Origin of the sequence: Microcystis sp. M53598_WE2 (genome assembly GCF_030067735.1) — a bacterium.
GTDB classification, from domain to species: domain Bacteria; phylum Cyanobacteriota; class Cyanobacteriia; order Cyanobacteriales; family Microcystaceae; genus Microcystis; species Microcystis aeruginosa.
The window spans coordinates 1-11,959 of sequence record NZ_JASJFE010000049.1; the positions used below are offsets into that span (position 1 = coordinate 1).

Genomic DNA, 11,959 nt, shown 5'->3' on the forward strand with positions numbered 1-11,959 from the left:
AAGGTCGCGAAAGTCTGAGGAGAGAACCACCTCTGGGTGGGATTTCGCCAGGAATCTAATTCAAGTGGACTCGTTGAGCCAGAAATTCACAGCAGTGATGCGAGAAGAATCCACGTCCGTTTACGGCGTGGGGTATGTCAACATCAATAAGTGTAACCTAATTTGGTATCGACCACCGACGACTGATTCCCCAAAAGGAAAACTTTGTACCTCACCATTAATATAACTACTATAATTGAATCTATTGGCTCGGTCTGCCCCCATCGCTGCTGAAGACCGCCGAATGGTACAAATAATTTGACCAGACTAGACCTGAGCATTTCCGGTGACTAAAAAAACCTCTTGCCTAAAAAGTCACAAATATTATATAATGTTTGATCGTGGCCAAAATCGGTGTTAGGTGGTGCTGAAGGCACTGCTGAGCAGAACCGCCTTGGTCGCTCGGTCTTCGCCGGGATACTGAAGATAAACCCTTTAAGTCCTGAAGAAACAAAGACCAGCAACAATCTAGGCAGAACCAGCAACCCTGTCTAGTCTTACTTACGAATTTAACGGGATGCCAGCTTAAATAACTCGAAAAAAGTCATTCAAGTTGGGCAGGCTGATAAAGTGGGAAAAATCTTTCCCGCTCCTATAGCCACGGCCACGTTATTTTTGATTGTCGTCTAGTAAAGATAAAGAGAACAATCCGTGTCTATCGGTATCCTCGGTACAAAACTGGGCATGACCCAAATCTTCGACAACAAAACGGGAGTCGCCATTCCCGTCACCGTCGTTCAAGCCGGTCCCTGTCCCGTCACCCAAGTCAAAACGAAAAAAACCGACGGTTATGAATCCATCCAAGTGGGATACAAAACCGTCAAAGAAAAAGCCCTCAACAAACCGCTGCTCGGTCATTTAGCCAAAGCCGGTGTCTCCCCCCTGCGGCATTTAATCGAATACCGCCTCGAGGACGCATCCGCTTACACTTTAGGCCAAGAAATTACCGCCGACATCTTCCAAGAAGGCGATTTGGTCGATGTGGCTGGGACCACCATCGGACGGGGTTTCTCCGGCTATCAAAAACGCCATAACTTCAAGCGCGGTAACATGACCCACGGTTCCAAAAACCACCGTCTCCCTGGTTCCACCGGCGCCGGTACTACCCCCGGCCGCGTCTTCCCAGGTAAGAGAATGGCTGGACAATACGGAGCAACCCAAGTTACCATCCGCAAATTGTCCGTGGTCAAAATCGATAGCGAACGCAACCTGATCCTGATCAAAGGAGCCGTCCCGGGCAAACCAGGAACCCTGTTAAACATCACCCCCGCCAAGAAATTTGGTAAATAGGGCAAGGAAAGATTAAAGCCATGGTTAACTACACAGTCAAAAATTGGCAAGGGGAAGAAGCGGGAACAGGCACCCTGGAACTGAAAACCGCTAAACCCGAAACCGCCAAACACCTAATTCACCGCGTCGTCGTCAGCCATCTAGCGGCGGCCCGCCAAGGTAACGCCTCCAGCAAAACCCGCTCGGAAGTGCGCGGCGGTGGTCGCAAACCCTGGCGGCAAAAAGGCACCGGTCGTGCCAGGGCCGGTTCGATCCGTTCTCCCCTCTGGCGTGGTGGCGGTGTCATCTTCGGACCAAAACCGAGAGATTTTGAGGTTAAGGTCAATCGCAAAGAGAAAAGATTAGCCCTGAGAACCGCTTTGATCAGCCAGGCCGATAACTTTATCGTGGTTGAAAGCTTCGCCGAACAATTCTCCCAACCCAAAACCAAGGAACTCACCGCTGCCTTAAGTCGCTGGGGAGCCAGTCCAGAGGAAAAAATTCTGCTGATTTTGACGGAAATTCCCGAAAATGTCTATTTATCGGGACGTAATATCTGCAATCTCAAAATTATTCGCGCCGATAGTCTCAACGTCTATGATGTCATCCTAGCCGATCGAGTTATCGCCACCGCCGCAGCCCTAGCTAAAATTGAGGAGGTCTATGGTGCTTAAAACTGAAGCCAGACAACTCGCCGATCTGATCCTAAAGCCGATCGTGACCGAGAAAGCCACCCTACTCCTAGAACAAAATAAATACGTCTTCGATGTCGCATTGAAAGCGACTAAGCCGGAAATTCAAGCGGCGATCGAACTGCTGTTTGACGTGAAAGTAACGAAAGTGAACACCAGCCGCCCCTCTCGTCAGAAAAAACGCGTCGGCCGTTTCCTCGGTTACAAACCCCAATACAAACGTGCGATCGTGACCCTAGCAGCAGGCGACTCGATCACCCTCTATCCTGACGTATAACCACCAAGAAACCCGATAACGGAAAACTAAACTATGGGTATTCGCTCTTTTAGACCTTTAACCCCCGGGACAAGGCAGGCGGCCATCTCCGACTTTAAAGAGATCACCAAAACCGAACCGGAAAAGTCCCTAACTCATCACAAACACAGTAAACAGGGGCGTAATAATCGCGGTGTCGTTACCAGTCGTCACCGGGGCGGCGGTCATAAACGCCTCTACCGGATTATCGATTTTCGTCGCGATAAACGGGATATTCCGGCCAAAGTAGCGGCGATCGAGTACGATCCTAACCGTAACGCCCGCATTGCCCTGCTTTTCTACAAAGACGGGGAAAAACGCTACATCATCGCCCCCGCCGGTTTAGGCGTTGGTGATACCGTCATCGCCGGAGAAAACGCTCCCTTCGAGGTCGGTAATGCCCTGCCCTTAAGTCGCATCCCCCTAGGGACAGAAGTTCATAACATCGAACTCGTCCCCGGTCGCGGTGGTCAAATGGTGCGGGCTGCCGGTGGTTTCGCCCAAGTGGTAGCCAAAGAAGGCGATTACGTTACCATCCGCCTCCCCTCCAAAGAAGTCCGCATGATCCGGCGTGAATGCTACGCCACCATCGGAAAAGTCGGTAACGCCGAAGCGAGAAATATCAGTCTCGGTAAAGCCGGCCGTACCCGTCACCGCGGTCAACGACCTCATGTTCGGGGTAGCGTCATGAACCCAGTGGATCACCCGCACGGAGGTGGAGAGGGTCGCGCTCCGATCGGACGTTCCGGCCCGATGACTCCCTGGGGTAAACCCGCCCTCGGCCGCAAAACTCGCAACAAGAAAAAACGCAGTAGCGATCTCATCGTACGCCGTCGTACCCAGGGTTAGAAATTATTACTTTACTTTTGACTGAAAATTATGGGTCGTTCACTGAAAAAGGGGCCATTTGTCGCCGGCCACCTGATGGAAAAAATCGAAAAACTCAACGCCCAGGGCAGTAAACAAGTGATTAAAACTTGGTCCCGGGCCTCGACAATCATTCCCGATATGGTCGGTCACACGATCGCCGTTCACAACGGCAAACAGCACGTTCCCGTCTACGTTTCCGAGCAGATGGTCGGTCATAAACTCGGTGAATTCGCTCCCACCCGCACCTTCCGCGGCCACGCCAAGAGCGACAAAAAAGCAGGACGGAAATAAATCAGCCGCTACTCCCTCAGTCGTCAGCTAGATAGTCGTGATCATAAACCAGCAAGACTGATAACCGATAACTGATCACTGATGACTGATGACTGATAACTGATAACTGATAACTGATAACTGAAATGACCATCGATACCTCTAACGAAGTCAAAGCGATCGCCCGCTATATTCGGATGTCACCCCTGAAAGTCAGACGGGTACTCGATCAGATCCGCGGTCGCTCCTATCGGGAAGCCCTAATTATTCTCGAATTCATGCCCTACCGGGCCTGTGATCCCATCCTGAAAGTCCTGCGTTCCGCCGTTGCCAACGCCGAACATAACGAAGGACTCGATCCCGCCACTTTGGTAGTTAGCCAAGCCTTTGCCGATGGCGGACCGACCCTAAAACGTTTTCGACCCCGGGCCCAGGGGCGCGCCTACCAAATTCGCAAACCCACCTGTCATATCACCGTCGCCGTCGCTCCTAGCAACAAAGACTAATCACCTTAACTAAAAAAACCACAATGGGACAAAAAATCCATCCCCTCGGTTTTCGTCTCGGCGTTATCAAAGATCATAAATCTTGCTGGTATGCCGACGCGAAACGTTACCCCGAACTACTGCAAGAAGATCGCCGCATTCGTCAGTACGTCGAAAAAAACCTTGCTAATGCCGGTATCGCCGATATTCGCATCGAACGCAAGGCCGATCAAGTAGATATCTCCATCCATACCGCCCGACCCGGTGTCGTCGTCGGTCGTGGTGGCACGGGAATCGAACAGCTGCGCCTAGGTTTACAAAAAGCCCTCGGTGGCCAGCGTCAAATTCGCATTAACGTCATCGAAGTGGCTCGCGTTGATGCCGATGCCAACCTGATCGCCGAATACATCGCCCAACAACTAGAAAGACGGGTTTCCTTCCGTCGTGTTGTCCGCCAGGCCATCCAACGGGCGCAGAGGGCCGAAGTCAAAGGGATCAAAATTCAAGTTAGCGGTCGTCTCAACGGGGCAGAAATCGCTCGGACTGAATGGGTGCGGGAAGGACGAGTTCCCCTGCATACCCTGCGCGCCGATATCGATTACTCCTATAAAACCGCCAGCACTATCTACGGGATTCTAGGCGTGAAAGTTTGGATCTTTAAGGGCGAAATTATCCCTGGCCAAGAAGAAATTGCCGCCGCCGTTCCCGCTCAAGCACCGCGCCGTCAACAGCGTCGCCGTCAACAGTTTGAAGATCGCTCTAGTGAGGGCTGATCCCTAATATTTATCAGTGGTAAATAGCTCATGTTAAGTCCCAAAAGAACAAAATTCCGCAAACAACAGCGCGGACGGATGCGCGGGCTGGCCACCGGCGGAAATACGATTAATTTCGGCGATTTCGCCCTGCAAGCCACCGAACCCTGTTGGATTACTTCCCGTCAAATCGAAGCGGCCAGACGGGCAATGACTCGTTATATTCGTCGGGGTGGCAAAATCTGGATTCGCGTTTTTCCCGATAAACCCGTGACCCAACGGGCCGCAGAAACTCGGATGGGTTCCGGGAAAGGTTCCCCCGAATTCTGGGTGGCCGTGGTTAAACCGGGGTTCATTATGTTTGAGATTGCTGGGGTAGCCGAACCCGTGGCCCGGGAAGCAATGCGCCTAGCCGCCCAAAAATTACCGATTAAGACCAAATTTATCACTCGCGAGGAGGATTTTGTCTAATGGCTCTACCAAAAATCGCCGAAGTGAGGAAGATGAGCGATGAGGAAATCGCCGCTGCTATCCTCGCTGCCAAAAAGAAACTGTTTGAATTGCGTTTGCAACAGGCCACCCGCCGCTTGGAAAAAACCCACGAATTCAAACACACCCGCCACCGTCTTGGCCAATTATTGACCGTAGAACGGGAGCGCCAACTAGCCCAGTCCACCCCGGAGGCATAACCCACTATGGCAGTTAAAGAAAGAGTTGGGGTAGTAGTCAGCGACAAAATGGATAAAACCGTAGTGGTAGCCATTGAAAACCGCTCTCCTCACCCTAAATACGGCAAAATCGTCGTGAAAACCCAGAAATTTAAAGCTCACGACGCAGAAAATCAAGCCAAACAAGGCGATCGAGTTCGTATTCGTGAAACCCGCCCCCTCAGTAAAACCAAACGTTGGGAAGTGGCGGAAATATTAACCGATAATTAAATTTCACCTAGGTAAAAACCGTGATTCAACAACAAACCTACTTAAATGTCGCTGACAATAGCGGGGCGCGGAAACTAATGTGTCTGCGGGTGCTGGGAACAGGTAACTGTACCTACGGTGGCATCGGTGACAAAATTATCGCCGTGGTTAAGGACGCTATCCCCAATATGCCCGTGAAAAAATCCGATGTGGTGACGGCGGTGATTGTGCGGACCCGTCAAACCGTCCGTCGCGATAGCGGTATGAGCATCCGTTTTGATGATAACGCCGCCGTGATTATTAATAATGACGGTAATCCCAAAGGTACGCGGGTTTTTGGTCCGGTCGCTCGGGAATTGCGCGATAAAAACTACACCAAAATTGTTTCCTTAGCCCCAGAAGTTCTCTGATCAAAGTCAAAAGTACAAAGGCAATCGGAGGTCAAAAAAAATGAGTAAGAAAAACAGTCAAACCTCACCCCAAAGGCAAAAAATGCACGTTAAAAAAGGGGATGTCGTTCAAGTAATCGCCGGTTCCGATAAGGGCAAAGTGGGCGAAATTTTACGCTCCCTACCCCAAGAAAGTACCGTGGTGGTCAAGGGAGTTAATATCCGCACCAAACATACTAAACCCCAACAGGAAGGGGAATCGGGTCAAATCGTTACCTACGAAGCACCGATTCACAGTTCCAAAGTGATGCTCTATTCCGAGAAGAAAAAAATCGCCAGTCGGGTGGGTTATACCTTTACCGAAGACGGTCGGAAAGTGCGGATACTGAAGAAAACTGGCGAAATTATCGATTAGTTTCCCATCAATTCTAGTTCCTGACCAAGCCCAGGAAAAGCAAGCAGCAAAACTATGAGCCAAAAACTAAAAACCACCTATCAAGAAACCATTGTTCCGAAACTGAAAGAACAATTTGGTTATACCAATATCCATCAAGTACCTAAAGTTATCAAAATTACTGTTAACCGCGGTCTTGGGGAAGCTTCACAAAACGCCAAAGCTTTGGAGTCTTCCAAGGAGGAACTGTCCACCATCACCGGACAACAACCGGTAGTGACTAGGGCAAAAAAAGCGATCGCTGGTTTCAAAATTCGCGAAGGAATGCCCGTGGGTGTCATGGTGACATTGCGCGGCGATCGAATGTACGCTTTTTTAGACCGTCTAATTAATCTGGCCTTACCACGCATTCGCGACTTTCGCGGTATCAGCGGTAACAGTTTTGATGGTCGTGGTAACTACAGTTTAGGCATTCGTGAACAGTTGATCTTCCCCGAAATTGAATACGACAAAATCGATCAAATTCGCGGGATGGACATCTCAATCATCACCACCGCTAAAAACGACGAAGAAGGACGCGCCCTCCTCAAAGAGATGGGAATGCCCTTTAGATAAATCAATCAAGAGAAAAGGAAACAGTGACCGGTAAATAAGTGAACAGTACACAGTAAACAGTAAACAGTGAACAGTCAACAGTGATTGAGTGAAAAGACAGCAGGAACCTGCTATTTAATACTACTCACTTAATACTCAAATCTGATAACTGACCCACTGATAACTGATAACTGACCACTGATGTTGATCCCAATTTAGGAGAAAAACAGGTAATTCATGTCTGCTAACGATACCATCTCGGATATGCTGACCCGCATCCGTAACGCTTGCGCGGTTCGGCAGACCACTACTCAAATCCCCACCACGCGGATGACGCGCAGTATTGCTCAAGTTCTCAAAGACGAAGGCTTTATTGCTGACTTTGAGGAAGTGGGTGAGGGGATTAAATCTCAATTAGTTCTTTCCCTCAAATATAAAGGCAAAAACCGTCAACCGATCATTACTACCCTCACCAGAGTCAGTAAACCGGGCCTGCGAGTTTATTCCAACAGTAAAGACTTACCTCGCGTCCTCGGTGGCATTGGCATCGCCATTGTTTCCACCTCTAAAGGCATTATGACCGATCGCGAGGCCCGTAAACAAAACGTTGGCGGCGAAGTCCTTTGCTACATCTGGTAAACAAGGAAAAAGGAAAAAAATCAGAAAAAAAGAATCAGGGAATTACTGTTGCTTTTTGCCTCCTAATAATTCCTACCTAGCTTCTCCTGACTCCTGATTCCTGACTCCTGCAATAACTGATAACTGATAACTGTTATGTCTCGTATTGGCAAACGCCCGATTCCTATTCCCAATAAAGTCACCGTCGATATCGATGGTGCTACCGTGACGGTGAAAGGACCCAAAGGAACTCTCCAGAGAACCCTACCCACCGCCGTCGCCATCAATAAAGATGGCGAAACTCTGCTCGTTACCCGTCAAGACGATTCCCGTACCGCCAGAGAACGCCACGGACTCTGTAGAACTCTAGTAGCTAACATGGTGGAAGGAGTCGCTACCGGCTTTCAAAAACGCCTCGATATCCAAGGGGTGGGCTACCGCGCCCAGGCGCAGGGTAGTAAATTAGTTCTTAATGTTGGTTACAGTAAACCCGTGGAAATGGAGATGCCCGATGGTGTTTCCGTCGCCGTAGAGAACAGCACCCAAGTTATCGTCAGTGGCATCGACAAAGAAGCCGTCGGTAACACCGCCGCTAAAATCCGCGAAGTTCGTCCCCCCGAACCTTATAAAGGAAAAGGGATTCGCTATCTTGGTGAAGTTGTCCGTCGCAAAGTTGGTAAAGCTGGCGGTAAAGGCGGTAAAGGAGGCAAAAAATAAACCATGAAACTTAGTCGCAAAGAATCAGTCCGTCGTCGTCACCAGCGTGTGCGTCGCAAAATTAATGGCACTGCTGAACGGCCGCGTTTATCCGTATTTCGTTCTAATAACCACATCTACGCCCAAATTATCGACGACGTGGCCCAACATACCCTCGCGGCCGCTTCTACCCTAGAGGCAACCTTGCGCGGGGAATTGGAATCCACCGCTACCCAAGAAGCCTCGGCTGCCGTGGGTAAACTGGTGGCCCAACGGGCCCTAGACAAAGGCATTGAACAAGTGGTTTTTGATCGCGGTGGCAATCTCTATCACGGTCGCGTCAAAGCCTTAGCAGAAGCGGCTCGGTCAGCCGGCTTAAACTTCTAAAATATCCTTTCAACACTGATAAAACTATGGCAAAACGTCGCAAAGGCAACCGCGAAAAAGAAAAAGAAACCACTTGGCAAGAGCGGGTCATCCAGATCCGCCGGGTTAGTAAAGTGGTTAAGGGTGGTAAAAAACTCAGCTTCCGGGCCATCGTCGTGGTCGGTAATGAAAACGGCCAGGTGGGAGTGGGAGTCGGCAAAGCAGGGGATGTTATCGGGGCCGTCCGTAAAGGCGTGGCCGATGGCAAAAAACAACTAATTGAAGTCTCCTTAACTAAGGCTAGTTCTATCACTCACCTCACCCGGGGTGCTTCCGGAGGCGCTCAAGTGATTATGCGTCCGGCTGCTCCGGGGACTGGGGTTATTGCCGGGGGTGCTGTCCGTACCGTTTTAGAATTAGCCGGGGTGAAAAATATCCTCGCTAAACAACTCGGTAGCGATAACCCCCTCAATAACGCTAGAGCCGCTGTTAACGCCCTGGAAACTCTCCGCACTTTCTCGGAAGTTGCTAAGGATCGAGGCGTATCTATAGAACATTTGTACACATAGAGAAATCACCATGAAACTCCACGAAATCGCCCCCCAACCGGGGTCTACTAAACGTCGTCGTCGTGTGGGACGGGGTATCTCGGCCGGCCAGGGCGCTAGTTGCGGTCTGGGAATGCGCGGACAAAAATCTCGCTCTGGGACGGGGACTCGTCCCGGTTTTGAGGGGGGACAAATGCCCCTCTATCGTCGGGTTCCCAAATTAAAGCATTTTCCTTTGGTTAACCCCCGTCAATACACGATCGTTAATCTGAGAAAATTGGCTTCTTTACCCGCTAATACGGAAGTTACCCTGGAAAGTCTCCTAAAAGCTAACATTCTCACCAGTAACGACGGCCCTTTAAAAGTTTTGGGTGATGGTGAAATTACCGTTCCCCTCAAGGTGAAGGCCGCTGCTTTTAGCAATAGTGCTAAAGAGAAAATTACCGCCGCTCAAGGTACTTGGGAAGAAATTTAACGGAGGCGGTCGGCAGAAGGCGGTCGGCAGAAGGCAGGAGACAGGAGACAGGAGATAAAAGGCAAAAGACAAAAGGCAAAAGACAAAAGGCAAAAGGCAAAAGGCAAAAGGCAAAAGGTAAAGGGCAGCTTTGTTCTCCCCACACCCTACACCCTACACCCTACACCCCACACCCCACACCCCACACCCTACACCCCACTTCCCACTCTATTTTAATCCCACATTCCGCACCCTCAACTGTCACATAAGCTGTCCCCCTCCAGAGACTTGAGTAAAAATACTTAGCTGGTGAAGGTTTTCTCGGTGGCCGCTAGGGGGAGCTTGAGACCCCTAATTATGAAAAAATAGGAATTGTTGGAAAACTTAGGCAGTGGGCTGTTCGACCATGAATCAATCAACAGAAATTGAAGTCAAAAATCTAGACCATCTGGGATTAGTAGCCGGAATTATCGATGAAATAGGAATCGTTGAAATTATCAACGAACAAGTCTCAATTGAGCGAGGAGAAATTGTCACAGCGGGGCAAGTAGTGAAAGCAATTATCCTGAATGGATTGGGATTTGTCTCCCGAGCCTTGTATTTATTTCCTCAATTTTTTGAAGATAAAGCAACCGAACATCTGCTGGGAGAAGGCATCGAAGCAAAACACCTGAATGATGATAAAATTGGTCGAGTAATGGACAAACTTTATCAACTTAATGTTTCGGTCATTTTCCTACTCATTAGTTTAGCCGCCGTGAAAAAATTTGGTGTAGCAACCGAGAATTCCCATTTAGATTCGACTTCTCTATCAGTAGAAGGAGAATATAAAAAGGAATACCCAACAGTAGAAATCCTGAAATCAGGAGCAGTGGGAGAAGAAATTGAAACCAGACAACAGCCAATAAAAATTACCTACGGATACTCCCGCGACCGACGACCTGACTTAAAACAATTTATGATTGACTTAATCGTAAGTGGGGATGGAGATGTACCTTTATTCCTGAAAGTAGGGGACGGAAATGAAGCGGACAAAGCGGTTTTTGGTCAAATCGCCCGAGAATTTAAAAAACAAGTTGACTTTGACAGTTTAATAGTCGGCGATAGCGCCCTCTATAGCAAAGAGAATTTAAAACTAATGAGAGAAATGCGTTGGTTGTCTCGAGTCCCCTTCAGCATTAAAGAGGCTCAAGAGTTAGTCGATAGCATCTCAGAAAAAGAGTTAACCGATTCAGAAATACCGGGTTATTCCTGGCGGGAAACCATCTCTAACTATGGGGGGATAGAACAAAGATGGTTGCTAGTTGAAAGTCAAGCTAGACAAGAATCAGACTTGAAAAAATTAGAGAAAAAAATCGAGCAAGAAAAGAATTCTGCCCAAGAAAAAATCCGCCAACTATCCCGAAGAGAATTTGAGAATAGAGCGGTGGCGTTGGCGATAGCCAAAGGATTATCTGACTCCTTAAAATATCATCAGTTAACGGAGATTAAAGTCAATCTCATTCCGCCTGAGTCTCAGCAGTCAAAACTCAAATCAAAAGACGATTTGCCCTCTCAAAGCTATCAAGTTCAAGCCGAATTAGAGTTGAATTTGGCAGCGATTGAGAGGCTAAAGAAACGAGCAGGACGATTCGTTTTAGCAACTAACGATTTGGAGAAAAAACGATTGAGCAGTGAGGATATACTCAAAAAATATAAGGGGCAACAAGCTCCAGAAAGAGGATTTTCTTTTCTCAAAGACCCCTGCTTTTTTGCTGACAGTGTCTTTCTCAAATCTCCCCATAGAATCGAGGTCATGGCCATGCTCATGGGCTTGTGCCTGCTGGTTTATACTATTGGTCAAAGACAACTTCGTTTAAGTTTAAAACAGCAGGAGACGGGACTGAAAAATCAGTTGGGTAAGTTAACTGACCGACCGACGTTACGCTGGATATTTCAGTGCTTTCAAGGGATTCATCTCGTCCGTATTCAAGACAATCAAAAGATTAGCAACTTAACGGATGAGAGGCGCAACATTTTGAGATTTTTCCCCAAACCTGGCCAGGAATATTATCTCTTATCTTGACCAGATGGATTGACTTCAAGGGGTGACAAAACAAAGCGAGCAACTGGAACATCTCCCCCTAGATGTTAAGTCTGATTGCCTAGTCATTCTCAACAAGCACTGTTTATTGAGAATGACCGGGGGAACTCTGAAATTTTCGGCTTAGTTGCCGGCAGCTTGCCGCCAACTCACTCCTCTAGATAAGTATTTTGACTCGCGCCCCTTCCTCTTTTGAGACGTTGTGACACTTAGGGTGCGGAATGTGGG

At 48.7% G+C, this 11,959-nt stretch carries 19 protein-coding genes; all 19 read left to right on the forward strand.

What is annotated here, in order from left to right; genetic code table 11:
* Positions 1-690: 690 nt before the first annotated feature.
* The gene (gene rplC, locus PX636_RS01105) at positions 691-1,329 is read left to right on the forward strand and encodes a 50S ribosomal protein L3 (RefSeq protein WP_002796429.1); all 639 of its coding nucleotides are present in this window, start codon (positions 691-693) and stop codon (positions 1,327-1,329) included.
* Positions 1,330-1,349: 20 nt separating this feature from the next.
* Positions 1,350-1,982: a 50S ribosomal protein L4 gene (rplD, locus tag PX636_RS01110; protein WP_002732765.1), complete on the forward strand. Its 633-nt coding sequence runs from the start codon at positions 1,350-1,352 to the stop codon at positions 1,980-1,982.
* Positions 1,972-2,277 carry a 50S ribosomal protein L23 gene (locus PX636_RS01115; protein WP_012267967.1) on the forward strand — a complete coding sequence of 102 codons (306 nt, stop codon included), beginning with the start codon at positions 1,972-1,974 and terminating at the stop codon, positions 2,275-2,277. Before rplD ends, PX636_RS01115 begins: the two co-directional genes overlap by 11 nt.
* Before the next feature lie 33 nt (positions 2,278-2,310).
* Positions 2,311-3,144, forward strand: a complete 834-nt coding sequence (gene rplB / locus PX636_RS01120; protein WP_002796427.1) for a 50S ribosomal protein L2 — start codon at positions 2,311-2,313, stop codon at positions 3,142-3,144.
* Positions 3,145-3,174: 30 nt separating this feature from the next.
* The gene (gene rpsS, locus PX636_RS01125) at positions 3,175-3,456 is read left to right on the forward strand and encodes a 30S ribosomal protein S19 (protein ID WP_002753908.1); all 282 of its coding nucleotides are present in this window, start codon (positions 3,175-3,177) and stop codon (positions 3,454-3,456) included.
* 125 nt (positions 3,457-3,581) lie between these two features.
* The gene (rplV, locus tag PX636_RS01130; RefSeq protein WP_002796426.1) at positions 3,582-3,941 is read left to right on the forward strand and encodes a 50S ribosomal protein L22; all 360 of its coding nucleotides are present in this window, start codon (positions 3,582-3,584) and stop codon (positions 3,939-3,941) included.
* Positions 3,942-3,964: 23 nt separating this feature from the next.
* Complete coding sequence (gene rpsC, locus PX636_RS01135) at positions 3,965-4,693, forward strand: 30S ribosomal protein S3 (protein ID WP_002796425.1); 729 nt, start codon at positions 3,965-3,967, stop codon at positions 4,691-4,693.
* 30 nt (positions 4,694-4,723) lie between these two features.
* Positions 4,724-5,143: a 50S ribosomal protein L16 gene (gene rplP, locus PX636_RS01140; protein ID WP_002734310.1), complete on the forward strand. Its 420-nt coding sequence runs from the start codon at positions 4,724-4,726 to the stop codon at positions 5,141-5,143.
* Positions 5,143-5,361 (forward strand): 50S ribosomal protein L29, encoded by a 219-nt coding sequence (gene rpmC / locus PX636_RS01145; protein WP_012267966.1) that lies wholly within the window; start codon positions 5,143-5,145, stop codon positions 5,359-5,361. Before rplP ends, rpmC begins: the two co-directional genes overlap by 1 nt.
* A gap of 6 nt (positions 5,362-5,367) precedes the next feature.
* Positions 5,368-5,610, forward strand: coding sequence for a 30S ribosomal protein S17 (gene rpsQ, locus PX636_RS01150; protein ID WP_002796423.1), 243 nt, complete (start codon positions 5,368-5,370; stop codon positions 5,608-5,610).
* Positions 5,611-5,630: 20 nt separating this feature from the next.
* The gene (rplN, locus tag PX636_RS01155) at positions 5,631-5,999 is read left to right on the forward strand and encodes a 50S ribosomal protein L14 (RefSeq protein WP_002732358.1); all 369 of its coding nucleotides are present in this window, start codon (positions 5,631-5,633) and stop codon (positions 5,997-5,999) included.
* Positions 6,000-6,039: 40 nt separating this feature from the next.
* Positions 6,040-6,393: a 50S ribosomal protein L24 gene (gene rplX / locus PX636_RS01160; RefSeq protein ID WP_079206324.1), complete on the forward strand. Its 354-nt coding sequence runs from the start codon at positions 6,040-6,042 to the stop codon at positions 6,391-6,393.
* A gap of 54 nt (positions 6,394-6,447) precedes the next feature.
* Positions 6,448-6,987, forward strand: a complete 540-nt coding sequence (gene rplE, locus PX636_RS01165; RefSeq protein WP_002734750.1) for a 50S ribosomal protein L5 — start codon at positions 6,448-6,450, stop codon at positions 6,985-6,987.
* A gap of 216 nt (positions 6,988-7,203) precedes the next feature.
* Positions 7,204-7,605 (forward strand): 30S ribosomal protein S8, encoded by a 402-nt coding sequence (gene rpsH / locus PX636_RS01170; RefSeq protein WP_002734721.1) that lies wholly within the window; start codon positions 7,204-7,206, stop codon positions 7,603-7,605.
* Positions 7,606-7,740: 135 nt separating this feature from the next.
* The gene (gene rplF, locus PX636_RS01175) at positions 7,741-8,301 is read left to right on the forward strand and encodes a 50S ribosomal protein L6 (RefSeq protein WP_288115962.1); all 561 of its coding nucleotides are present in this window, start codon (positions 7,741-7,743) and stop codon (positions 8,299-8,301) included.
* Between the two features lie 3 nt (positions 8,302-8,304).
* Positions 8,305-8,667 carry a 50S ribosomal protein L18 gene (gene rplR / locus PX636_RS01180; protein WP_002753900.1) on the forward strand — a complete coding sequence of 121 codons (363 nt, stop codon included), beginning with the start codon at positions 8,305-8,307 and terminating at the stop codon, positions 8,665-8,667.
* Positions 8,668-8,693: 26 nt separating this feature from the next.
* Positions 8,694-9,215: a 30S ribosomal protein S5 gene (rpsE, locus tag PX636_RS01185; RefSeq protein WP_002733669.1), complete on the forward strand. Its 522-nt coding sequence runs from the start codon at positions 8,694-8,696 to the stop codon at positions 9,213-9,215.
* A gap of 10 nt (positions 9,216-9,225) precedes the next feature.
* Entirely contained in the window at positions 9,226-9,669 is a 444-nt protein-coding gene (gene rplO / locus PX636_RS01190; protein WP_002746612.1) for a 50S ribosomal protein L15, read from the forward strand.
* 385 nt (positions 9,670-10,054) lie between these two features.
* Complete coding sequence (locus tag PX636_RS01195) at positions 10,055-11,713, forward strand: IS1634 family transposase (RefSeq protein WP_288115963.1); 1,659 nt, start codon at positions 10,055-10,057, stop codon at positions 11,711-11,713.
* Positions 11,714-11,959: the final 246 nt, after the last annotated feature.